The 21,470-nt window shown below is 58.3% G+C and carries 22 protein-coding genes and 1 other annotated feature; of the genes, 7 read left to right on the plus strand and 15 right to left on the minus strand.

The window, feature by feature from the left end:
- Positions 1 to 25: 25 nt before the first annotated feature.
- A complete protein-coding gene (locus tag ACZ1JM_RS18540) occupies positions 26 to 694 on the plus strand; it encodes an acetyltransferase (RefSeq protein ID WP_465135172.1) in 669 nt (222 codons plus the stop codon).
- On the opposite strand, the gene ACZ1JM_RS18545 is transcribed toward ACZ1JM_RS18540, so the two are convergent.
- The 6 genes from ACZ1JM_RS18545 to ACZ1JM_RS18570 all read right to left on the minus strand — a co-directional run bounded on the left by ACZ1JM_RS18545 (position 604) and on the right by ACZ1JM_RS18570 (position 8,058).
- Complete coding sequence (locus ACZ1JM_RS18545; protein WP_465135178.1) at positions 604 to 1,701, minus strand: aromatic ring-hydroxylating oxygenase subunit alpha; 1,098 nt, start codon at positions 1,699 to 1,701, stop codon at positions 604 to 606. The genes ACZ1JM_RS18540 and ACZ1JM_RS18545 overlap by 91 nt on opposite strands.
- 5 nt (positions 1,702 to 1,706) lie before the next feature.
- Complete coding sequence (locus tag ACZ1JM_RS18550) at positions 1,707 to 2,753, minus strand: ketoacyl-ACP synthase III (protein WP_465135173.1); 1,047 nt, start codon at positions 2,751 to 2,753, stop codon at positions 1,707 to 1,709.
- Positions 2,750 to 2,962 carry a phosphopantetheine-binding protein gene (locus ACZ1JM_RS18555; protein WP_465135174.1) on the minus strand — a complete coding sequence of 71 codons (213 nt, stop codon included), beginning with the start codon at positions 2,960 to 2,962 and terminating at the stop codon, positions 2,750 to 2,752. The genes ACZ1JM_RS18550 and ACZ1JM_RS18555 overlap by 4 nt, the downstream gene beginning before the upstream one ends.
- Positions 2,963 to 2,985: 23 nt before the next feature.
- On the minus strand, positions 2,986 to 4,023 hold the full coding sequence (locus tag ACZ1JM_RS18560; RefSeq protein ID WP_465135175.1) for a ketoacyl-ACP synthase III: 1,038 nt from the start codon (positions 4,021 to 4,023) through the stop codon (positions 2,986 to 2,988).
- 269 nt (positions 4,024 to 4,292) lie between these two features.
- Positions 4,293 to 6,233, minus strand: a complete 1,941-nt coding sequence (locus ACZ1JM_RS18565; RefSeq protein ID WP_465135135.1) for a polysaccharide biosynthesis protein — start codon at positions 6,231 to 6,233, stop codon at positions 4,293 to 4,295.
- Positions 6,234 to 6,627: 394 nt separating this feature from the next.
- Positions 6,628 to 8,058: a hypothetical protein gene (locus ACZ1JM_RS18570; protein WP_465135136.1), complete on the minus strand. Its 1,431-nt coding sequence runs from the start codon at positions 8,056 to 8,058 to the stop codon at positions 6,628 to 6,630.
- Positions 8,059 to 8,343: 285 nt separating this feature from the next.
- Between ACZ1JM_RS18570 and ACZ1JM_RS18575 the strand changes: the two genes are divergently transcribed.
- Positions 8,344 to 8,664: a hypothetical protein gene (locus tag ACZ1JM_RS18575; RefSeq protein WP_465135137.1), complete on the plus strand. Its 321-nt coding sequence runs from the start codon at positions 8,344 to 8,346 to the stop codon at positions 8,662 to 8,664.
- Between the two features lie 422 nt (positions 8,665 to 9,086).
- Here ACZ1JM_RS18575 and ACZ1JM_RS18580 read toward each other — a convergent pair whose 3' ends face one another.
- On the minus strand, positions 9,087 to 9,392 hold the full coding sequence (locus tag ACZ1JM_RS18580) for a conjugal transfer protein TraD (protein ID WP_465135138.1): 306 nt from the start codon (positions 9,390 to 9,392) through the stop codon (positions 9,087 to 9,089).
- 19 nt (positions 9,393 to 9,411) lie between these two features.
- A complete protein-coding gene (locus ACZ1JM_RS18585; RefSeq protein WP_465135139.1) occupies positions 9,412 to 9,735 on the minus strand; it encodes a conjugal transfer protein TraD in 324 nt (107 codons plus the stop codon).
- Positions 9,736 to 9,903: 168 nt separating this feature from the next.
- On the opposite strand from ACZ1JM_RS18585, the gene traA reads away from it, so the two are divergent.
- Both traA and ACZ1JM_RS18595 read left to right on the plus strand, forming a co-directional pair.
- Positions 9,904 to 12,801: a Ti-type conjugative transfer relaxase TraA gene (gene traA, locus ACZ1JM_RS18590; RefSeq protein ID WP_465135140.1), complete on the plus strand. Its 2,898-nt coding sequence runs from the start codon at positions 9,904 to 9,906 to the stop codon at positions 12,799 to 12,801.
- 11 nt (positions 12,802 to 12,812) lie between these two features.
- The gene (locus ACZ1JM_RS18595) at positions 12,813 to 13,511 is read left to right on the plus strand and encodes a DUF6118 family protein (RefSeq protein ID WP_465135141.1); all 699 of its coding nucleotides are present in this window, start codon (positions 12,813 to 12,815) and stop codon (positions 13,509 to 13,511) included.
- Positions 13,512 to 13,616: 105 nt separating this feature from the next.
- On the opposite strand, the gene ACZ1JM_RS18600 is transcribed toward ACZ1JM_RS18595, so the two are convergent.
- The 7 genes from ACZ1JM_RS18600 to ACZ1JM_RS18630 all read right to left on the minus strand — a co-directional run bounded on the left by ACZ1JM_RS18600 (position 13,617) and on the right by ACZ1JM_RS18630 (position 18,508).
- On the minus strand, positions 13,617 to 14,891 hold the full coding sequence (locus ACZ1JM_RS18600; protein WP_465135142.1) for a HipA domain-containing protein: 1,275 nt from the start codon (positions 14,889 to 14,891) through the stop codon (positions 13,617 to 13,619).
- Positions 14,888 to 15,148 (minus strand): helix-turn-helix transcriptional regulator, encoded by a 261-nt coding sequence (locus ACZ1JM_RS18605; RefSeq protein WP_465135143.1) that lies wholly within the window; start codon positions 15,146 to 15,148, stop codon positions 14,888 to 14,890. Before ACZ1JM_RS18605 ends, ACZ1JM_RS18600 begins: the two co-directional genes overlap by 4 nt.
- A 239-nt stretch (positions 15,149 to 15,387) precedes the next feature.
- Positions 15,388 to 16,869, minus strand: coding sequence for a SulP family inorganic anion transporter (locus ACZ1JM_RS18610; protein ID WP_465135144.1), 1,482 nt, complete (start codon positions 16,867 to 16,869; stop codon positions 15,388 to 15,390).
- A 71-nt stretch (positions 16,870 to 16,940) separates the two neighbouring features.
- Positions 16,941 to 16,996 (minus strand) — a sequence feature (sul1 is cis-regulatory element that is thought to sense ions involved in sulfur or methionine metabolism; They are found in Alphaproteobacteria).
- Between the two features lie 127 nt (positions 16,997 to 17,123).
- The gene (locus ACZ1JM_RS18615) at positions 17,124 to 17,525 is read right to left on the minus strand and encodes a type II toxin-antitoxin system VapC family toxin (protein WP_465135145.1); all 402 of its coding nucleotides are present in this window, start codon (positions 17,523 to 17,525) and stop codon (positions 17,124 to 17,126) included.
- The gene (locus tag ACZ1JM_RS18620) at positions 17,522 to 17,758 is read right to left on the minus strand and encodes a type II toxin-antitoxin system Phd/YefM family antitoxin (protein ID WP_465135146.1); all 237 of its coding nucleotides are present in this window, start codon (positions 17,756 to 17,758) and stop codon (positions 17,522 to 17,524) included. Before ACZ1JM_RS18620 ends, ACZ1JM_RS18615 begins: the two co-directional genes overlap by 4 nt.
- Before the next feature lie 121 nt (positions 17,759 to 17,879).
- Positions 17,880 to 18,269, minus strand: coding sequence for a type II toxin-antitoxin system VapC family toxin (locus tag ACZ1JM_RS18625; RefSeq protein ID WP_465135147.1), 390 nt, complete (start codon positions 18,267 to 18,269; stop codon positions 17,880 to 17,882).
- Positions 18,266 to 18,508 (minus strand): AbrB/MazE/SpoVT family DNA-binding domain-containing protein, encoded by a 243-nt coding sequence (locus ACZ1JM_RS18630; protein WP_465135148.1) that lies wholly within the window; start codon positions 18,506 to 18,508, stop codon positions 18,266 to 18,268. Before ACZ1JM_RS18630 ends, ACZ1JM_RS18625 begins: the two co-directional genes overlap by 4 nt.
- 313 nt (positions 18,509 to 18,821) lie before the next feature.
- Here ACZ1JM_RS18630 and ACZ1JM_RS18635 point away from each other — a divergent pair, with 313 nt between their 5' ends.
- From ACZ1JM_RS18635 to ACZ1JM_RS18645, 3 genes are all read left to right on the plus strand, one after another.
- Entirely contained in the window at positions 18,822 to 19,385 is a 564-nt protein-coding gene (locus tag ACZ1JM_RS18635) for a recombinase family protein (RefSeq protein ID WP_465135149.1), read from the plus strand.
- A gap of 320 nt (positions 19,386 to 19,705) precedes the next feature.
- Complete coding sequence (locus ACZ1JM_RS18640; protein ID WP_465135150.1) at positions 19,706 to 20,032, plus strand: hypothetical protein; 327 nt, start codon at positions 19,706 to 19,708, stop codon at positions 20,030 to 20,032.
- A gap of 165 nt (positions 20,033 to 20,197) precedes the next feature.
- Complete coding sequence (locus ACZ1JM_RS18645) at positions 20,198 to 21,172, plus strand: replication initiator protein A (RefSeq protein ID WP_465135151.1); 975 nt, start codon at positions 20,198 to 20,200, stop codon at positions 21,170 to 21,172.
- Positions 21,173 to 21,470 lie beyond the last annotated feature (298 nt).

The following is a 21,470-nucleotide window of genomic DNA, read 5'->3' on the forward strand; positions in this document are numbered from 1 at the left end:
TTTCCATGTAGTTGGAGTGGATGTGATGGAAAAGGGGCGAACAATCATTGTTGGTGCCGGTGGGTTCGGTCGAGAACTTATCAATTGGGCTCGGGATTGCCATCAAGCCGGGTCGTTACCCCCAGTTGTGGGGCTATTGGATGATGATCCGATAGTAATGGAAGGGTTTTCTTACTCGATTGGCTTAATTGGAACGGCTAAGGATTTTACCCCGCTATCGAATGATTTATTGTTGATGGCGATTGGAACACCGGCCGTAAAAAAGCGGGTCGCCGAGATGTTGATCGCCAAGGGAGGGCGTTTTGCGACGCTGGTCCATCCCAGTGCCGTGATCGCTGCATCTGCACAGATTGGCGAGGGGTCGATCTTGTGCCCACTTTCGCTGGTTTCTGCGGATGCTGTTATAGGACGCTATTGCAGCATCAATGCGTTATCGAGCGTAGGGCACGATGTGCGTCTTGGTGACTATTCGACATTGAGTGCGCATGTTGACTTGACTGGTGCGGTGTCGGTCGGTCGTGGCGTTATGGTAGGAACTGGTGCGAAGATTCTGCCGAAGGTGAAGATCGGCGAGGGAGCTACGATCGGTGCTGGTTCGGTGGTCTATCGGACTGTCCCGGCAGGTCGCTCAGTCTTTACCCCCCCTGCCAAGCTGCTTGGGGTTGCTCGATCTACAGATACGGATTCGCGATAACTTTGCCGAAAATGAAGAAGTTTTTCTTCTGATGTCGACCAAAAACGCGGCGGGTTCATCGACCAGGTATCGGTTGGAACCCGCTTGCATATGTCATGGTCTTCCTCAAACACCGCTCGGTTCATCGTCGCGGAGGACTGCATCAGCGAAGTGACCAGTTCTGGTTTTATCGATGATTTTAGCTGTCCAGTAAACAAACGACTGGTGAAATAGGATCGCTCAGCATCCTTACCAGGTAAGAAGTGCTGAATTGATTGCGAAAACCCGAAAGTTGAGGAGATCATCGTAAAAGGGAAAAGATAGAGGCTCTCATACCCTTGGAACTGATGTTCCAAGTCGAACATCCGCGTTAGCGAACGCATTCGTTTTGCGATACGCTCGTCACCGAGTGGGGATGACCATACCGAGTTGCGACCGAAATATCGATTTTCACCTGGTGTTAGTTTCAGAGTGTTGAGCGTATCCGGGTGAATTGCATTAACATGGTAGGGCTCGAGTGCATTTTCGAGCGCGATACGCCAATCAGCTTCGTACACATAGCGATTGAAATCCCACCGCGCGGCAATGCTGTGAGATATTGCTTCGAGTATCGGAGCTAGTCCGGCAAGCTGGGTATCGAGATCTTGCGCAGGCGCGCGCGATACGAATGCAAAGTCTCCCACCCAAGCTATTTGAAGATTGTTGAGCGAGAGATTGTTAAGATCGCAGTGCGACAATGACGGCGCGTCTGCGATGAAGATGCGTCCTTTAGCATAGGACCAGTTGTGATAGCGACAGACGAAGTGTTGACGCCCGGAGTTCTCGTCGAAAATGCGTGCCCCACGATGCGGGCAGCGATTGTCGAAAGCAATAACTGACGCGCCATCGTTAAAAAGCACGACTTCATGACCAGCGACGTCGAACCTGACGAAATCACGAGTCTGTGCGAGTTCGCTGCGATGCGCGAGGAGGTGCCAATTTTCTTCCCAAAGCTGGAGAGAATGGCGACTGAGGTCGAGGGGGGGCATGGCGGTCACCGGTAATCGATCGTCTCGACGCACAAGAGCGGCCCAACCGCAACGTCTGCCGAACCCCAAGAGAAGCCTACGCCAAAGCCGAACATGCCGAGCCGGAGCTGCTCCGACTGCAGCCGATCGGCCATGTCGGTCGTCATCAGTAACGGGATCGTTGCGCTACTGGTGTTACCGAACCGATCGATGTTAATTGGTATCTTGTCCATCGGCAGTTTGGACTTCTTGGCCAGATGCCGCAGCATGAAGGCATTTGCTTGATGGAATAGGAAAGCGTCAAACCGGTCGACACCGCCAGCCCGTTCAAGTGTATTGGCGACTAGGGGGGGGACAGTTGCGAGTGTAAAATTGAAGATGGCCCCGCCATCCATGTAAAGTGCGTCGGCTTTCGCCCCTTGCATATCTTCGCCCGGGGGCGGGGGTTTTCGGTAGGCACCCTCGGCGATCATCAGCTGCCGTTCGCCCAAACCATTGGTACCTAAGACGAAATAAGCTTCGCCGGTCTCGTCAATCTCTAAAGCTGTGGCGGTACCGGCATCGCCGAATAGCATTGCAGTGCTGCGATCATCGTTATCGACCGTCTTGGTGATTGTATCGCCGACTAGCAGTAACACCCGTCGTGCTGCACCGGATGCGATAGACGTCATGGCCAACCACAATCCGTAAGGGTAGCCAGAGCAGCCAAGATTGATGTCGAAAGCTATGACCTGCTTGCCAAGTCCCAATCGGCCCTGCAGGGCACAGGCGGTTGCAGGAAGGCGGTAGTCGGGGGTTTGTGTCACGAAAAACAGCGCATCGACGCTGGTGCGATCCCATCCGAGCCGATCGAGCAGATGTTCGGCCGCATGCTGACAAAGGTCTGCAGTTGTAGTATTTTCGTCAGCCCAACGGCGTTCGAGAACGCCGGTCATTTTCTCAATATCGTTAGCCTTGTCACCGAATCGTGCACGAAATGAAGCATTGTCGACAATACGCTGGGGCACGCACGAGACTACGCCAGCGATCCGGCTACCCGTGACCGATACGGTTCGTCCCGGCGCCATTGTCATGCTGCAGCAGCAAGCTTTTCGACTGCGCCGACAGTCGTGCATTCAACAAGTGCGTCGGGGCTGACCGAGCGATCATACAACTCGTCAATGAGCGCTATCGTCGAGACTATCGCAAGCGAGTCCCAAGCTTCGCCAAGCTCGTAGCCGTGACTGATCTCAGATGCGTCCACGTCTAGGATCTCTGCCATGCCTTCATAGAATTCTGACATCGGTCGTTCTTTCAATTTTGAGATTAAAGGGTTACTAGTGCGCCAGCCCATGACAGGCCAACGCCGAATCCAAGTAGGGCAATACGCGCTCCTGCTGATAGCCGACCAGCATGAAGTTCTTTTTCTAGAACGAACGGTATGGTTGATGAAACGGTATTGCCAATCGTCTCGTAATGACGAGGTACGATCGCGTCATCGAGGCCGAGCTTTTTCTGCAAAGTATCAAGCATAAATTTGTTTGCCTGATGAAGAACAACGGCTGAGAGATCGGACACGTTTATATCTGCTTTGTCCAATAGACGCCGGAAGGTACGAGGCACTTCACGCAGTGTGAAATTGAGGACAGCGCCGCCGTCCATGAATAGATTGTCGCTACTACGCAGGTTATCCGAGCGATCCTTGCCTTCGATGGCCGTCTCTGGGCCATGGGGCAAACGGAACCCTCCCGCAGGCACCATCAAGCGGTCTGCACCGGATCCATCAGTGCCGAAGATGAATGGCCCGATCGATGCAGTACCGACGTCGTGAGCGGTGATGACCGTTGCCGCAGCACCGTCTCCGAACAACGTTCGGACACTTTTATCGCGCTTGTTGATATATTTGGAATAGGTGTCAGCGGTAACTAACAGCACTGAGCCAGCAGCGCCCGACGCAATTAAACCGGTGGCGAGTGATAAGCCGTACACGAACCCAGAACAGCCGAGATTGATATCAAGTGCGCCGATCTCGGTCGGCAAACCGATCTTATCCTGGAGCACGCAAGCAGAGGTCGGTAGAATATAGTCCGGTGCTTGGGTACACAGGATTAGGAAGTCGATCGTCTCGCGCAATTCCGGCCGACGGTCGAACAACGCAGTGCAAGCTCCAACAGCCAAGTCGAGCGCTGTTTCGTCCGATGCAGCAATCCGGCGTTCGCGAATCCCAGTCTTGTCGAAAATCTTTTCTTCTGGCCAATCTGGAAAATCACCCGCCAAGTCCGCATTGGAAAGCACTCGATCAGGTAGATGAGTCGCGATAGCGACGATTTTTGCAGGCGTTGAAAGAATAGGTTGAACTGACACGATGAGGCTTCTCGCTGATGCAGCAAACCCTTAGAGGGGATAAGCCATATCGTCCAGCCCTACCTAAGCCCGCTTGCTTCCCAAATGCTCGGCGACCCGAACACGCCTACTGCAACCCCCAGTAACTGGGTAAGCCATGTCTGATTTGATAGGGATGCACTTTGAGTCACCTTCGCCTCGAAAGCCGGACAGTAATTTTTGCGCAGGCCTCGCCTACTCATTCTGCTTCCGTCTCACAGCCATGCTGACCGCTTCTTGTTGGAGCTGGATTAGGTGCTTTTGGCGACCGCCATGTCATTCCATCCCGTCGCGGTCGCGAGATGGGTCCAATCCATCAGCCCGTCGCTCGGAGCAAATTCTTCAACTAGTTGTAATAAAAGTTGGCGGAGGGCCATGGTGTCCTGTGCAGCAATATGCCGCGCGACGAGTTCAAGGTTTTGTTGAAGCTCGTCCCAAGGGAGTAATTTTTCCGCTGCCATCATGATACGAGGGTGTGGTGTTTTCTGGGGATTGCTGCCAATTAGCAGCTCCTCGTACAGTTTCTCACCGGGGCGTAAACCGACTGTTTTAATCTCGATATCGCCACTAGGATTATCTGCGTCGCAAACCGTCAGCCCTGATAGTTGGATCATATTGCGGGCCAAGTCGAGGATGCGGACTGGCTCACCCATATCGAGTACAAACACCTCGCCGCCCTTAGCCATGGCACCGGCTTGCATGACGAGTTGTGCCGCTTCTGGGATGGTCATGAAGTAACGAGTTATGCCCGTGTGGGTGATCGTCACCGGGCCGCCATTGCGGATTTGTTCGCGAAACAGCGGAACGACCGAGCCGCTCGACCCTAGTACGTTGCCGAACCGGACCATCGAGAAGCATGTCGAGGGGCGTGTTGAAGCAATTCCCTGTAGAATCAGTTCTGCAAGCCGCTTCGAGGCCCCCATTGTGTTTGACGGTCGCACTGCTTTGTCGGTGCTGATGAGAACGAAGTTGTCAACGCCATGCTCGATAGCGAGGCGGGCGACAATTAATGTACCTAGTGCATTATTGCGGACACCTTCGAGGATGTTGTGCTCGACCAAGGGGACATGCTTGTAGGCTGCGGCGTGATAAATTTGCTCCGGTCGCCACGTCTGTATGATTTGCTTTATGCGGGCTTCGTCCGTCACGGAGGCGAGAAGGGGAATGAGTTCGCAGCCCGCCCTGCTCAGACCTTCAAGTTCTCGGTGGACTGAATAAAGCGCATATTCACTGTTTTCGATAAGTATAAGGCGCTGGGGTTGCAGTGCCATCACCTGCCTCGTCAGTTCGCTGCCTATAGAACCTCCAGCGCCGGTGACCATAACGGTGCGGCCGGTGATTTTAGCCGGCAGACGGTTGGTTTCGGGCGGGACAGGCGCGCGGCTGAGCAAGTCGTCGATCGACAGGGGGCGCAGGTCATCGACCTTTACTTCGCCTCGGGCGAGATCGACGACGCCAGGCAGGATACGCACCTCGATATGAGCTTCGCGCAGCCGGGAAATGATCTCATTGCGCCGACTACGCCCGGCTGAGGGTATTGCGAGAAGGACGTGGTGTACATCCAGATCAGTCACAAGCGTGTTGAGCATTTGGGGATCATAAACAGGCAAACCATTGACCGTTCTACCCTGCAACGTGCGATCATCGTCGAGGAACCCGACGACCTTCATCGTGCCACCATTAGCGATTGCAGCCGCCAGTTGCCGGCCTGACATGCCCGCTCCGTATATCATCGTGCGATCGGAAGAGGGAGAGTGGACCAGCTTGCGATAGGCCCCGCCCAGCCAGTAGCTAGCGCTGGTACGTGATAGAAGAATGAAGGCAAAAAGCAGCAGTGGTTGGATCATCCCCACCGTTCGTGGGATTCCATCAACACCATAAACCGCGAAAATTGCTGCATAAATGACACCATAGCTGGCGCAGGCCCGGATCGTGACCCAGACGACTTCCTGCTCGGCATGACGCAGCACTGCCCTATACAAGCCCGATACAATGAACACAGGAATAGCAACTAAGATAGAAGCGACCACGGCCAAGGTCGGCCTGCCATCAAGCGATAAAAACTCGCCTAGACGCAGATAGTAGGCGAGCCACACGGCCACGATGCAGAGCGCGATGTCGATCGCAATGGAAATTATGCGCTTTGACGCCCGGGACAATGCCAGCAAGGGCCCGATAATAAAATTTATCATTTAGATAGAAGCTCTAGAAATTTGCTGCGTCAGAGGAGAAAATGCCTCTAGAAACGTGCCTACTGCCACCGTCCTAGCTAAACAAGCAAGCTCTGGTTTGCCATACGAAGCTATATAGAGATGGTCAGGCAAAATTCGGCAACGGGGTAAGCATATTTTCTGCTCGAGGCAGCCAGGATGGCTGCGAGATGGAAGAAAACGAGGACCCGTTCGCTGAAAACGCTTCGTACGGCAAAATCGGTGAACTGTGGCTGACACAAGTCTATTTAACGCTTCTTCAGCAAATTTAAGCGTTTCTGAGCTGTTGCTCACGCTATGACAGCTTAGACGATAAATTTCTTTTATCACATCAGCTTGTATCCATCCGCCTAGGTGGATGTCATGAAGCGCTTGTTTAGACCGAGTAAGCTCCAGAAATATGAACAGTTCCGACTTTGTCTATTGTGATACCACCCGCGCTGGCTCCATCAGCAACCGTGTAAATCTGGATCATCTTCGTACCAGGGATTACTGCTGCCCCAATCAGACCCGTGAAAGTTAGATCTGAAGGTAAAATCTGAACGGGGACAAAGTGTCCCGCCGCGTTGAAGGCGGTGAAAGGGAGCCCGGTCAATCGCATGGGGCCGGCACCGGTGTGAGCCGTCCATGTGAGCGAGATTTGGAATGTGACAGTGCGCCCGACCCGTGAGAAACGGCCAATCTGCAGAGTGTAAATGCCAGTCCCCGACCTCGTCGCGCCTTCCAAGATTGGCATGAAAGCACCATCCTCGTAATGGTCAAGCTTCGTCCCTTTCTCGAAGGTGATGCCGCCCTCTTCCACGCTTAGTGTGCCGGTTCCCGCACTGACAATGTTGACCCGACAACTCGAATAATAATTCCCCTGCAGTGTTGTGTTGACGCTGCCGCCTTTTACATCGATTGCGACATTTAGGCTTTCAAATCTATTGCCAGCAATTGTGTGACCTTCACCGCAAACATGAATGCCGTCACTGATGTGGTCGGGATGCTCGATACCGTTGTTGAGAATGCGCAGATTATTAGGCGCGAAACTAGCTTGGCCAAATATTTCGATCCCGCGCCCGCCAGCCACCCCGATCTGAAACCGGTTGTCTCTGATCGTGTTGCTATTAGCGCCGCGTTGAAGCATGATCCCGACTTCGGCCAAGCCGAAATAGCAATTCGAGACTTCGTTATAGGTGCATTCAGTCGCTCCAAATGTGCCGGCCGCCATCAATAGCGCCCAGCAACCTGCGCCTGATCCAAGCGCCCATACATCCTCAACCGCTCCGAATTGCTGCGAGCCGAAATTAATCACGACTTTGTTGGAGCCTACCAGTCCTGTCGCAATCAGCTTAAAATGATGGAGGCTGCAACCGTAGCGCGTGACTGAAGTCCAAAGCGGGTTCCAGATCGCGGGTCCTTCAGTTGGCTTATAAACGAGCACGGTCGCATAGCGCCCTCGGCCGACAAGGCTCACATTATCATGATTAAATGCAAGCCGAGCGTTAAGGGTGAGCATTCCTTCCGGCAGCAATACCTCGCCTCCACCGCGAGCGCCCACAGCATCCATTGCCCGTTGGATGGCGAGATGCGAGTTGGTCGGATCAAGGTCGAAGTCGGTAACGTGAACGAAAGAACGAAGCTTCGCCTGCGTAGTCGTTTCTTTGGCTCCGTCACCCGATTGGAGGAATCCATTAAGGGTTGTGCCGTTTGAGGCCAGGGGCTCCCTATCCTCCGGCGCGTTGATCTGCGATCCGCGGAGGGTGGAAGCGCTTGTTATTAGCCAAGCGCCCAAAGCCCGTCGCGTTGTGCTCAATGAATTCATTGATAGGCTCCGAAAGCAAAATATTGACAAATTTATAATTTGGTATCTTTTCAAAAAGATAGCGGATTATCATAAGTCGAAGTGTCTATAACGATGAACTGAATGGTTTATGATATGTCGGATCTGTCGAAAGCTGATCTCTAGGCCGATAGGGAAGTGGTCGATCTGGCTAAGCAATTGCCATGATGCAGTCAGCGGTCAGATGAACCTCTAAGCATACATGTGGACGTATCGTAGTCTTGCACTAACACTTGCGCTTTCAGTAAGGATTGGCATAGCCCTGCTATGGATATTCCTGGAGTATACCACGACTGGATCATATGGATTGGCGACGGAACCGGTTTACCTGATGCAATTCTGCACATTCACGCAGGACTGACGATCCTTCTCATTGTGCGATTGGTCATTAGGCGTTCACTTGGTACCTTTATTCCATTCGCGGCGGTCGTCCTCGGAGAATTTTTCAATGAGGCGCTGGACTATCTGCATTATGGCTTACGATTGCACGATACGCTTTCCGATATTGGGAACACGTTGTTCTGGCCTTTCGTGATTAGCCTTGCCATTCACTTGCGTCCTATGAAGGCGAGACAAGTTCTAACCTAAATGCACAACATGTAGACACTCAGACAATAAGACGCGGCAACTTGCTTGGATGATTAGTTGCGACGTCCTGCCTTAAGGCACGGATTTTAACTGTTTCGTGGTGATTCGCCAAATTATCGAAATGCCGGAAGCATTTGCGTTCGACTGCATCGAGCGAGCGCAGCCATGATCACGAGCAGGCGCACCAAATTCGACGTGTGAGCCGCCCACCCAACGGCCAGAAGACAGGAACGTCGAGGGTGATTTTTCTATAGCTACGCAAAAGGTGAAGGCGACCGACCGGCTTATAAGAAGTCCTTTGAGCGATCGAAGCGCAAGGATGCCGTACGCCGATAATGCCGGCGGCCGTGCGCGGGGCTTGGGAATGGATTGAAACTGCGATTCGTTTATCTCGTGCAAGCGTGCGTCATCAATACGATTACCTAACGTGAGCCAGATAAAGGGTGTGAGTGAGCGTGCTGGTGAATACCGTCACGACGATCTGCTTGATCTTCAGACGGACCCTGCTGTCGTTTCCTGTGCCCCACTCCCATCTCGAACGCCCGCTTTCCGCGTCGTTTCCAGAGAGTGAGTGTTTCGCCGGTAACATCGCCACGAGCGCGGTCGGCCAGTTCCAGTAGCGCGCCGTAGATGGTTGCGCGATCGTCATCGGTTAGATCGACCAGGCCCGCCTTTTGAATGAGGCCGCCCAGTTCGATCAGGTGGCGGGTGCGTTCGCGGCGTTGCATGACCCAGGCTCGGGTATCGTTACGACGCCGCGCCGCTTCCAAGCGCTGGATCAACGCCCGGTTGCGGATCTGTGCTTTTGCTGTTGCCGCCAGAAGCTCGTTTGCCTTTGCCCCCTTGCTGCTGAAAGAAAGCGGCGCCTTTCGATCGCCACGCCTCCCGTGCTTCGGTGTTTTGCGAAGCGACGGCATTGAGCAGCGCGCCGGCGAGTGTTTCCATATCCAGCCCGTCAGCACCGGTCGCGGTAACAAGCTGCCCGAGTTGTTCGACCCGGCGTGCCTTTAGGGCACGCGCCTTGTCCTCCAATGCCTTCAGTTCGGTATCGTAATCACGCACCTTTCGCATGGGGCCTCCGTATTCCGTCTCGATATCGCATTAGTCTAACAAAAAGGTTGGATCAGACAACCCGCCTCACCAGATAGCGCAAGTCAATCATGGGTTGCGTAGCAACTTTGAATGCGCGCTTATACGTCGTTGCCGACGTGGGCAGAAAAGTGCATTGTGATTGTTACGATGGCGATCTACCATTTCAGCGCTAAAGTTATCAGCCGTGCAAATGGCTCCAGTGCTGTGGCGTCCGCTGCGTATCGCTCCGCATCTGAACTGTTTGATGTCCGGCTTGGGCGCGATCATGACTTTTCGAACAAGGCCGGCGTCGTCCACTCTGAGGTGCTCTTGCCGCAGGGAGCACCAGACCGCCTTGGCGACCCCACCACGCTCTGGAATGAGGTGGAAGCGGGGGAGAAACGCAAGGACGCGCAACTGGCGCGGGAGGTGGAGTTTTCGATCCCTCGTGAGATGAACGAAAAGCAGGGTGTTGCGCTGGCTCTTGATTTCGTTGTGGAGCACTTTGTTAAACGCGGGATGGTCGCGGATCTCAACGTGCATTGGGACAAGGCGCCGGACGGCAGCCCCAAGCCACACGCGCATGTCATGCTGTCGATGCGCGACGTGGGGCCGCAAGGATTTGGCCAGAAGAACCGGGAGTGGAACAGCACGGAATTGCTGAAGGAATGGCGCGAGGCTTGGGCGGCCCTCGTCAACGAGCGCATGGTGGAGTTGGGGCTGGAAGGGAGGATCGATCATCGGTCGTTTCTCGACCAGGGCATTGAGCTGGAGCCGCAGCACAAGATTGGCCCGGCAGGAATGCGCCGACTGGATCGCGGTGAGGAGGCGGAGCGGGCCGAAGACCACCGCCGCATTGCCCGCGAGAATGGCGAGAAGATCATCGCTGATCCGCGAATCGCGCTGGATGGCATTACCCGGCAGCAGGCGACGTTCACGGTTCGCGATTTAGCCGCGTTTGCCTTCCGCCATTCGGACGGAAAGGAGCAGTTCGATCGCGTGATGGCGGCGGTGCGTGCCTGCCCCGAGCTGGTGGCGCTGGGCAAGGACGGGCGCGATCAGGAGCGGCTTACCTCTCGCGAGATGATCGCCACGGAAGCGCGCCTGGAGAATGCGAGCGACGACATGGCGCGGCGTGATGAGCATGGCGTTTCGGTGGTCCATCGCTCCGGCGCGCTGGATACTGCGCAGGGGAACGGGCTGGTGCTGTCTGGCGAACAGCGCGATGCCTTCGACCATATTACCAAGGGTCGCTCGCTGGCATCGGTCATCGGCTATGCCGGTACGGGCAAGTCGGCGATGCTGGGTGTCGCTCGCGAAGCATGGGAGCGCGAGGGCTATCAGGTGCGTGGAGCGGCCTTATCGGGCATCGCGGCCGAGAACCTGGAGGGTGGATCGGGCATTCAGTCGCGTACCATCGCCAGCCTTGAGCATGGCTGGGCGCAGGGGCGCGACCAGCTTGGGCCTAGGGACGTCCTGGTGGTGGACGAGGCCGGGATGATCGGTACCCGGCAGATGGAGCGGGTGCTGTCCCACGCTCGGGACGCTGGCGCCAAAGTGGTGCTGGTGGGCGATCCCGAGCAGTTGCAGGCGATCGAGGCGGGGGCGGCGTTCCGGTCCGTCGCAGAGCGGCACGGCGCGGCCGAAATCACCGAAGTGCGCCGACAGCGCGAGGACTGGCAGAAGGACGCGACCAAAGCGCTGGCGACCGGCAGGACGGCGGAGGCCCTTCACGCCTATGCGGATCACGGCATGGTCCAGGAAGCCGACACTCGCGAGGCGGCGCGGGCCGAGCTGGTGGAAGTCTGGGATCGCCAGCGTCAGGCCGATCCTGACAAGACCCGGATCATCCTCACGCACACCAACGCCGAGGTGCGGGAGGTGAACCTAAAAACACGTGAGCGTGTCCGTGCGTCGGGTGGCCTGGGTGAGGACGTGGGCATTATCGTCGATCGCGGACAGCGGGCCTTTGCGACCGGCGACCGGATCATGTTCCTGCGCAACGAGCGCTCGCTTGGGGTCAAGAACGGGACGCTGGGGACCTTGGAGCGTGTCGATAATGGGCGCATGGAGGTGCGGCTCGATGGGGGCGGTGGCGCCGCGTTCGATCTCAAGGACTATGCCGCCGTCGATCACGGCTATGCGGCGACGTTCCACAAATCGCAGGGCGTCACCGTCGATCGCGCCCATCTTCTCGCCACGCCGGGCATGGACCGACACAGTGCCTATGTCGGCCTGTCACGGCACCGCGACGGGGTGCAGCTTCACTATGGGCGTGATGATTTTGCCGACCAGCGCCAGCTGGCCCGCGTGCTCTCGCGCGACCGGGCCAAGGACATGGCTGCTGACTATGCCCCGCCCTCCCCTGAGGAACGCGCGCAGGCGTTTGCCGAGCGACGTGAAATACGCTGGCCTGAGCGGGCGCGGGAAATCGTCCATCAGGTTCGCGACAAGGCCCGGGGCATGTTCGCCGGGTTCAAGCCGAAGCCGGTCACGCCGTCGCTCGATCGGGAAGGCAAAGAGGGGGCAATCAACACCGGTCAAGGCAAGGCCATCGAACGCTATGCGCGGGCCGTGGCCGACATAGGCCGAATGCGCTCGCAGTCCTTGCCGGTGCTTCCGCATCAGGAGAGCGCCTTGCGCAAGGCTGGCGAGGTACTGAATACGGTGCGGCCTGATGCTGTGCGCGATCTCGCATCCGCGTTCAGCAGCAACCCCGGCCTGATCGGACAGGCGGCCGCAGGGCATACCGATGGTGCGGCGCGCGCCATGGTCGAAGAGCGCCGGGTGCGGCTTGACCCGGAAGCCCGCGCCGAACGGTTCGTAGAAAGCTGGCGCGGGTTGGCGCGCGAGCGAACAGGCGGCGATCCCGCTCGCATGGACAAGGCCACCACCCGCATGGGCGCGATGGCCGACGGCCTGCGTCGCGACCCCGAACTCGCAAAGGCGCTGGAGCGCCGCGCACCCGAGCTGAATGTAAAACTGGAACACGGCCGGAGCATCGAGAAATCGCTGGAGCGCTCGATCGGGATTGGCCGTGATCGCGACAGGGGCCTGAGCCGATAGAGGAAAGCCAAGTGATCGACGAAGAAGGCCTGGATGAAGCCGCGCAAGCATTCGAGGAACTGCGTGCCGAAGTCACGCTGATGCGCCGCGCCGTGGAGCGTTTGACGGCCGAGCGCACGGAGATCCCCGATGCGCCCGACTATTCCGAGACTCTGGGCGTCATCGCCAACAATATCACCGTCACGGCGCAGCGGGTCGATCTGCTGGCAAAAAGCCCAATGCTGGAGATGACGCCCGAGCAGATGGCGGCGCGGATCGCTGCCGCCAGCAGCACGGCGCGGCAGGAGGATCGGCAGATGATCGCCACGACGCGCATGAGCTTGGAGGACACGACCCGTCAGCTTCGCAGCTACGTCGCGTTGGCGCGGCGCAATGACGAGCAGAACCGCTGGCTGGCGATGGCAGGCGCTGCCGGAATACTAGTCGGCATGGTCTTCTGGGCAACGCTGGCCCCGCCCATCGCGCGTGCCCTGCCGGCAAGCTGGCATGTACCAGAAAAGATGGCCGCATCCACGCTCGATCGGCCGATGTGGGAAGCTGGACGCCACCTGATGATCACGGACGCCCCGGCGAGCTGGAACGCGATCGTCGATGCCTGGAACGTCGTCGAGGGTGATCGCAAGACGGTCGAAGGCTGTCTGAAAGCCGCGGCCAAAGCGAAAGACACAGTACGCTGCACCATCATGGTCGAACCAGAGGTGAGGCGGTGATAAGCTCTACCTTCGCCACCAAGGCAAACGGTTGGTGACCGCTGCGGCGACCAGGGGTGTGGCAATGCGATTGCCGGGTTAGTGCTCCCAACCGCCCTGTCGGCCTCACCCTGCCTTCAGGGCAAGCCGCTGGGCGCGGTCGGCGGTGGCGGTGGCGAGGTCCATCGTGGCGGTGGGGGCGAGGCCCGTCACCGTCACGCCTGCCGCGATTGCAGCCTCCACCGCGCGGGCCAGCGCCAAGGCGCGGCGGCGCAGGTAGGGGGCGGTCAAACCGGCGTCGGCGGCGAAGCGCGTGAAGCTCTCGGCGTCGATCTCTTCCAGTGTCGCCGCGCCGCCGAAACGCATCGCCAGGCGGGGTGAGAGTTCATCCCACACCCGCGTCGCCACCAGGTCGTAGAGGGGGGCCAGCACCACCTCTCCGCCTGCCCGGCCCCCTCCATCGCGGCGCAGCAGGCTAAAGTTCTTGGCGTGGGCATCGGCGTTGCCGACGATCACGTTGAACAGCGCCGCGTCCGCCAGCTTCAGCACTTCGCGCGCGGGGCGGGTGGCAGCGCGGCGCAGCAGGGCGAAAGAGTCGCGGAACGTCGGCCCGCCCTCCGCCGCGTACTTGCGGTTGGAGGGGACGCCCAGAGCTTGCGCGAAGTCCTCCTGATGCAGCCGCCGGGTCGCGCCGTCTCCTGCCGTGCGGTCGTAGCGTTCGACGAGAAGGAACGCCCTGCCCTGTGCCGCCCGCCATTCGCCATGTGCTGCGTCCAGCCCGATCGCGCGGGCAAGCGCAAGACAGAACGCCTCGTTCGCGGCAAGGCCCGGGAAGCGCGCGGGCTCGGGCTTGATAAGGTGCGTGGACGGTTCGCCGGGGCGTGGCACAGCCACTGCGCCATCGACCAGCACCACCGGCAGCTTGCCTTGGGCGCCTGCAAGGCTGAGGCGCGCGCCGCCCTCCCCCGCCAGCATCGGCACGCGCGGCAGGCGGTCGAGCAGCGCCGCTAGCGCCGCCTCGTCCAGCGCCTGCGCGGAGTGGGCAAGGTCGGGCGCGGGCGGCACTTCCCCGTCCGGCAGGAACGCGAGCGCCCCTGCGACATCGCCGCCCAGCGCCTGCAGCAGCCGGAACGGATTGTCGGGCGAAACGCCAAGCGCGGCGGCGACGGCGGTGCGCTGGCCTTCCTCGGGCAGCAGGCCGCCGAACACGGCCTTGCACACGCCATCGGCATAAGACTCCTCGCGCCGGGGCATCGCCTGCGACAGCGGCGGCGCGGCGGGGTCTGCCAGCCACTCTGGCGCATAGGTGAAGTGCATCGCCCCACCCCGGTCGATCACGAGTTCGCCCGCGACGCGCGTGTTCCACCAGACCGTCAGGCGATCGACCACCGGCAGGCTCATGCGCCCTCCGCCCCCGGTCGTGCGATCTCCAGCGAACAGCCCAGTGCGGCCAGCACGGCGAGGACCTTTCCCAGCTGCACGGTGTCCTTGCCGCGCTCCAGCTCAACCAGAAAGCGCAGGCCGACGCCGCTGGCCGCCGCCAACTCGTCTTGCCGAAGCCCCTGCGCCTTACGCTCGGCGCGGATTAGGCTGCCAATGTCTGTGGCGTTTTGCACGAATTCGCTCCCCGGTTTTACCGAGCGGGAAATTATAGCCATCAAAAGTCTATTGCAAATACAATATTCCCGAACGGGAAAAATCTATGACGCTACGACGAATTTGTGCAATTAATTCCTGAACGGGAATTTTTCAGGACCTTAGAGTAGCGCTTCTACGAATATTGCATAACTTGCCGAGCAGAGAGATCCTGACATTCCCGTCGCATTCCGAGCCTTCGGGGCCGAATGTTTCCCCGGGGAAACATCCGTCAAACATTGGGTCCGACCGATGAAAGGTGTCACCCCGCCGCCTCGCGAACCAGCGGTGCGTGCCGATCTACGAGTATCGCGCTGGCTTGGTTGAGGCCGATCAGTTCCACCCGCATACCATGGCGGCGCATCTTCGTGACGACTTCCTCCAGGGCGCCCACCGCGGTGATGTCCCACAGATGGGCTGCGGTAAGGTCGATCCGCACGTTTTGCGTCGTGTCGCGCAGATCGAAGCGGTCCGCGAAAATCTCGGCGCTGGCGAAGAAGATCTGGCCGGAGACCGTGTAGGTCCGCGTGTCGGTCAGAGGATCTAGGTCTTCTTCGACGCGCATGAGTTTCGTCACCTTGAAGGCGAAGAACACGCCGCTAAGCAGCACGCCGACCGCGACCCCGGCAGACAGGTCGTGCGTCGCGACCGTCACCGCCACCGTGGCCAGCATGACGACCCCGGAGACCTTGGGATGCCGGGCCAGATCCGTCAGCGAACTCCAGGAGAACGTGCTGATCGACACCATGATCATGATCGCGACGAGCGCCGCGACGGGGACCTGAGCGATCCATGGGCGCAGCGGAACCATGACGACCAGCAGGAAAACACCGGCCACAAGGGTTGAGAGGCGCCCCCTGCCCCCGTACCGCACATTGCCTACGGTCTGGCCGATCATGCCGCACCCCGCGATGCCTCCGAAAAAGCCGGCCGCAACGTTGGCAAGGCCAAGGCCTGTGCACTCGCGCGCCTTTGAACTCGTCGTCTCGGTCAGGTCATCGACCACACTCGCGGTCATCATCGATTCCAGCAGGCCCACCGCCGCCATGGCGAAAGCGTAAGGTGCCACAACCCGGAACGCTTCAAGGGTGAGCGGAAAGTCGGGCAGGTGGAACGAAGGGAGCGACGTAGGCAAGCGGCCGAGATCAGCGACGGTGTGGACCGGCATCGGGAACGCGACGCTGATCAGCGTCAGGATCACGATGCAGATGAGCGGTGACGGGATGGCCGTCGTCAGGCGGGGCCACAGGTAGATGATCCCCAGACCGCCAGCGATCATCATGTAGGTGTGCCAGGTCACGCCCAGCATCTGCGGCACCTGCGCGGAAAAGATGAGGATCGCCAAGGCATTTACAAAGCCCGTCCGGACAGACCGTGACACGAACCGCAGCAGGACGTCGAGCTTGAGCAGGCCGAAAACGATCTGAAGGATACCGGCCAGGATCGTCGCAGCGAGCAGATACTGAAGGCCATGGCTGTGAACCAGAGCGGCCACGACCAGCGCGACCGAACCGGCAGCGCCGGAGATCATCGCTGGTCGGCCACCAGCGATCGCGATGACGATCCCGATCACGAACGACGCGAACAGGCCGACCTCGGGATCGATTCCGGCGACGAAGGAAAAGGCGATCACCTCAGGAATGAGGGCGAAAGTGCCGACCATACCGGCCAGCACATCGCGGCGCGCGCCACCGGCGCCGCTGAACCATTCAGCACGATACCGGGCCAAGGGTGTGATGTTCATTGATATATTATTCCGCAGAAATCGCAGCAGCGCCGTCTTCGAGAAGCGGCGTGATATCAGGGTGCGAAGTGCGTTGTCCGGCGGATCGGCGGCCGGAATAGCCACCCGGAATTGCACCGGGTCCATGCGAATGCCGCCCCGTTAGCGGCAAATCTACTGCGCCGCAACATGGCGCCCCCTCAAGAGCGGAACGGGCCGCCCACGTGGCAGGTGCCGTTAAACCGAAAGTCGGTAGGCTGTCTTTGTGAGCCCTGTCACCAAACGAGACCCGGCCATTTCGGCATCCCCGTCAGAGAATGGAACGCGGCATCGGTCGAAACCAGCGCCATCCCTCTTGTGATCGCCGTCGCCGCAATGATGCGGTCGAAGGGATTACGGTGGCTCCAATCCATCGTCGAAGCGAACAGGCTGGCTTCTGGTGACACCTCGATCAGACGCCCGCCCTGCTCTTCTGCCAGTGGGATCAGGCGATCAAGGAAGGGGGCCATTTCCGGCCATTCTCCCAACCGGACTTTCTGACCGATCTCGAACAGACTGATAGCACTGATCGACACCGTTTCGGCCTGTTCCATCGTAGCGATGGCGGCGGCAGACAAACGCACATCCGCCGTCAGCGACCATACCCAGGCGTGCGTGTCGAGCAGGATATGCTTCACTCGCTGCCGCCCTCCCAAAGCGCCAGGTCCTCATCATCCATAGGCTCTAAGAAATCCGGCCCGGTACCGATGATTTGACCCTTGAGGACACCGATCTTGAACCGACCGCGCGGAAAAGGAACGAGCTTGACCATGGGCTGCTTCCCCTTGGCGATAACCACCTCTTCACCTGCGAGAGCAGCCTCAATCAACTTGGAGAGATTGGTCTTTGCCGCATGAACAGTGACCTGCATAAAAGAGCCCTTAGCTAAGTTAGCCCACTTTATCTTACCTAGAAGTTGTGGGCTAGCCCTTTCACCAAGGATGAAGCGACCAAAAGAGGCAGACTGAACGGACCGTCGCTTCTTCGATATGCTAGCGGACTATAACCACCTTCGCGCCCACGGCGGAGGCTAGGTCTTTCCACGCTCGATCGGCGGTATAGGCGGGCACGTTGAGTTGCTTGGCCAGCGCCAGGCAGAAGCGATCGCCAAGCGACAGGCCCGCTGGACTGGTGGCGGCGCGCAATGCCCCGGCCTCCCAGGCTAGTGTCTCGTCAGCGGGTATGACGGTGTAAGGCAAAGCGCCCAGCATCGCGCGGATTTCGTCCAATGGCGCGCCAAGGTGGGCGAAATGGCTAACGACTTCGGCCTGGTTGAACACGCCGACCGCCGCCTCACCGATAACGCCAGCCACCTTGCTTGCGCCACGCTCGCCTTTTAGCAGCGCGATGATTGCAGATGCATCAAGAACCGCTGTCGTCACTGGCCACTGTCCTCGCGCCGTCCAGCGATGAAGGTATCGACCGAGGCATCGGGATGATCGGCGTATTTCTTAGCGATCGCCTGGGCGCGGGCAACCGCTTGGGCCACGGTTCGCAGCACCACGCCGTCACTCGTTTCTTCGATGAGCACCGCGCCACCGGCTTCGAGGCCGAGACGTTTGCGGATCCCCACGGGCAGACTCATTCGGCCATTGGGCGTGATGTTCACTTGCAAGGACATTTGGCCCCAACCTCCATTACGAATTTGGAATACAGAAATAGCACTGGATAGTGGGTATGTCATCAGATGCAGCAAGTGACAATAAATGCATTTTATGTCATACGGTAATCTGATTGGTGCATTTTAGCGTGTCTGGCAGATCGCGCACTTTAATGGCGCATTTTGTGAGCAGAGCACTTTCCCGAAAACGACCGTCCAGCGGGAATGCGCACGCCCTGCCCTCGCTGAAGGTCGTAAGCGGATTTCGCTTTCCCAAAATCTGTTCCCGATTTAAGATTCCCGAAATTATCGAATTTAATGGGATAACGGGAAAATGCTGATCGGGTACGCGCGTGTTTCGACAGCCGACCAGGATTTGTCGCTTCAGACCGACGCCCTGACCAAGGCCGGATGTGACAAAGTGTTCACAGACAAAGCCAGTGGCGCGAAAAGTGATCGACCCGGCTTGGCCGAGGCTCTGGCCTTCGCGCGCGCTGGCGATACACTGGTAATTTGGAAGCTCGACCGGCTCGGCCGCTCGATCCAGGGGCTGATCGCGTTGGCGGCGGACCTGTCCGCGCGGGGTATTGATTTCCGGTCGCTGACGGATGGCTTCGACACCTCTACCGCGTCTGGGCGCCTCCTCTTCCATATCCTCGCCTCCGTCGCTGAAATGGAGCGCGAGTTGATAAAGGAACGGACCGTGGCGGGCCTCGCTGCGGCCCGAAAGAAAGGCGGCATCGGCAGCGGCCGAAAGCCGGCGCTGACTCCCGACAAGATCGACACTGCCCGCAAACTGCTCGCCGCAGGAGACAAACCCGCCAAAGTGGCGAAGCTGCTCCAGGTCGGCCTTTCGACATTCTACCGACATTTCCCGGCAAGCGAGCGGGAAGCGTAATCGCCCCTGCTCGACCTGATTATCTTGTTTCGCGATCATGAGCCTGCCTTCGTCCTTACGGACTGGCGTGCGATATGATTGCTCACCACCAAACCCAGGCGGTAAGGTGGCTATACATGGATACTAGTAGACTATCATACGTGTAGACATGTATGATTATATGGCCTGCAAACTCCCTGACCCCGGCCCTACCTGCGCTTGGGCAAAAGTTATGGCAACCAATACCGACGTGTCTATTCGAAGACATGTAGACAATGATACATCTGGCAAGATGTCGATCTATGGCTTGCGTTCGCTGTATGGATCGGCATGGCCAAGACATGGACATTCCTGGCATCTATCACGACTGGATCATGTGGATCGGCGACGGCACCGGCCTGCCCGATGCGATCCTTCATATTCACGCGGGTCTGGCGATCCTTTTGCTTGTGCGTCTGGTGACCGGTCGTTCGCTTGCAACCTTCATACCCTTCGCGGCTGTCGTTGTTGCCGAATTCGGCAATGAGCTTCTCGATTACCTTCATTACGGCATGCGGGTGCAGGACACGCTGACCGATGTGGGCAACACGCTGTTCTGGCCTTTCGTCATCAGTCTGGGCGTTCGCTTGCGGCCTATTACAGCCCGAGATCGACCTTCAGACATGTAGACACGTCTAATAATCAACTTGTATAGAAGTCTATGAAGAAGGCCATTTCACGGGATGCGTGTATTTCTACTCGAAAGCACGAATCCAACACATTCTACCGCTCTTCCCCCACGGCGAACCGGCTTTTCCTCCCTAAAGTTCGTGCTTTCGAGTAGGAAATCCAACATGACGTCATCCGAACCGAAAAAACCCCGGAAAACCGCCGTTTCGCGCCGTACCGATATATCCCAGCGCGATCTGTTCCAGCTCGACAGCCCGTTGTTGGGGGAGATCCGTGGCGAGCGGTCTCTCATGGCATTTCCGTTCTTTGCGCTGGCTAAAAGTGCCTGGATGAAGCCGGTTTCCTACCATCACGGCCCTGTCTCGATCGAGGTGCGCCCATCGGCCAATGGCGTCGCCACCATCTACGATAAAGAAATCGTCCTCTACATCGCCAGCCTCATGTCAGCGAAGCTCGATGCGGGAGAGCAGGTCAGCCAGGATTTCGTCTTCACCGCGCATGACTTGTTCACAGTCACCGGGTCGAACCAGTCAGCCAGGTCGTACAAACGCCTCTCTGATGCTCTGGAGCGGCTGCAGGGTACGCAGATCAAGACCAACATCGAGGCTGGCGGGGAAGGGGAGGAGGGCTTCTTCTCGTGGCTCTCAGAGGCCCGCCTGCATTATTCCAAGACACGCAGCGGGGAAAAGCGGCTGAAAGCAGTCCAGGTGCGGCTGTGTGACTGGCTGTACCGCGCAATCCTGCGCGATCGGCAGGTGTTGGACTATGCATCGACGTACTTCCAGCTCGGCCCCATCGAGCGGCGGATCTACGAGGTTGCGCGGGCCAGTGGCCCCGATGCTCCCGGCCAGGAACTGCAGATCGACCTGGAGACGTTTCGTCGGCAGATCGGCTACCAGAATCCGCTTTCCAACTTCCGCACCGCGCTCAGGCAGGTTGCCGGAACCGGCACGATCCCGGACTATGACGTCGAATTGGTAGAAGCCGAAGCGCCGGCGGAAGCCACCCGCACGCGAGGGCGCAAAGCGGCGTCGATCAATGTGATCATCACTCGAAGGCCTACCGATCCGGACGATTTGGAAGAAGGTAGCGCTGACACAGGCGAATCACGCGAATCAGATGAAGGCCTTTCCGGTTGAGCACCTTCTTCGGATCGTAATTTCTACTCGAAAGCACGAACTGCAACGCCATTTCCTACTCGAAAGCACGAATGGAATGGCCATTTCCTACTCGAAAGCACGAACTTTTTCTGCATTTCCTACTCGAAAGCACGAACCGTAAGCGCTTTTGATGTTGGGTTTAATCTGCGACAATGCCGCCACGCTGCCGGCATGGGGCCGGTAACAGGAATAAAGGTGGCCGCGTGACCCCATAAAAGAAAGCCCGGCACGAGGCCGGGCATCCTAAAAGGGTAGATGGAGCGACGTCGCCAAACGT

Source organism: Novosphingobium sp. BL-S-24 (assembly GCF_055521575.1).

Excerpts from the sequence above, each read along its gene's own strand:
- ACZ1JM_RS18620 (WP_465135146.1), bottom strand. The coding sequence starts at position 17,758 with ATGCAGGTCACTGTTCATGCGGCAAAGACCAATCTCTCCAAGTTGATT.
- ACZ1JM_RS18570 (WP_465135136.1), bottom strand. The coding sequence starts at position 8,058 with ATGAATTCATTGAGCACAACGCGACGGGCTTTGGGCGCTTGGCTAATA.
- ACZ1JM_RS18545 (WP_465135178.1), bottom strand. The coding sequence starts at position 1,701 with ATGCCCCCCCTCGACCTCAGTCGCCATTCTCTCCAGCTTTGGGAAGAA.
- ACZ1JM_RS18635 (WP_465135149.1), top strand. The coding sequence starts at position 18,822 with ATGCTGATCGGGTACGCGCGTGTTTCGACAGCCGACCAGGATTTGTCG.
- ACZ1JM_RS18575 (WP_465135137.1), top strand. The coding sequence starts at position 8,344 with ATGGATATTCCTGGAGTATACCACGACTGGATCATATGGATTGGCGAC.
- ACZ1JM_RS18580 (WP_465135138.1), bottom strand. The coding sequence starts at position 9,392 with ATGCAACGCCGCGAACGCACCCGCCACCTGATCGAACTGGGCGGCCTC.
- ACZ1JM_RS18555 (WP_465135174.1), bottom strand. The coding sequence starts at position 2,962 with ATGTCAGAATTCTATGAAGGCATGGCAGAGATCCTAGACGTGGACGCA.
- ACZ1JM_RS18540 (WP_465135172.1), top strand. The coding sequence starts at position 26 with ATGGAAAAGGGGCGAACAATCATTGTTGGTGCCGGTGGGTTCGGTCGA.
- ACZ1JM_RS18550 (WP_465135173.1), bottom strand. The coding sequence starts at position 2,753 with ATGACAATGGCGCCGGGACGAACCGTATCGGTCACGGGTAGCCGGATC.
- ACZ1JM_RS18605 (WP_465135143.1), bottom strand. The coding sequence starts at position 15,148 with ATGGCTATAATTTCCCGCTCGGTAAAACCGGGGAGCGAATTCGTGCAA.
- ACZ1JM_RS18610 (WP_465135144.1), bottom strand. The coding sequence starts at position 16,869 with ATGAACATCACACCCTTGGCCCGGTATCGTGCTGAATGGTTCAGCGGC.
- ACZ1JM_RS18630 (WP_465135148.1), bottom strand. The coding sequence starts at position 18,508 with ATGTCCTTGCAAGTGAACATCACGCCCAATGGCCGAATGAGTCTGCCC.
- ACZ1JM_RS18645 (WP_465135151.1), top strand. The coding sequence starts at position 20,198 with ATGACGTCATCCGAACCGAAAAAACCCCGGAAAACCGCCGTTTCGCGC.
- ACZ1JM_RS18565 (WP_465135135.1), bottom strand. The coding sequence starts at position 6,233 with ATGATAAATTTTATTATCGGGCCCTTGCTGGCATTGTCCCGGGCGTCA.
- ACZ1JM_RS18600 (WP_465135142.1), bottom strand. The coding sequence starts at position 14,891 with ATGAGCCTGCCGGTGGTCGATCGCCTGACGGTCTGGTGGAACACGCGC.
- ACZ1JM_RS18640 (WP_465135150.1), top strand. The coding sequence starts at position 19,706 with ATGGACATTCCTGGCATCTATCACGACTGGATCATGTGGATCGGCGAC.
- ACZ1JM_RS18585 (WP_465135139.1), bottom strand. The coding sequence starts at position 9,735 with ATGCGAAAGGTGCGTGATTACGATACCGAACTGAAGGCATTGGAGGAC.
- traA (WP_465135140.1), top strand. The coding sequence starts at position 9,904 with ATGGCGATCTACCATTTCAGCGCTAAAGTTATCAGCCGTGCAAATGGC.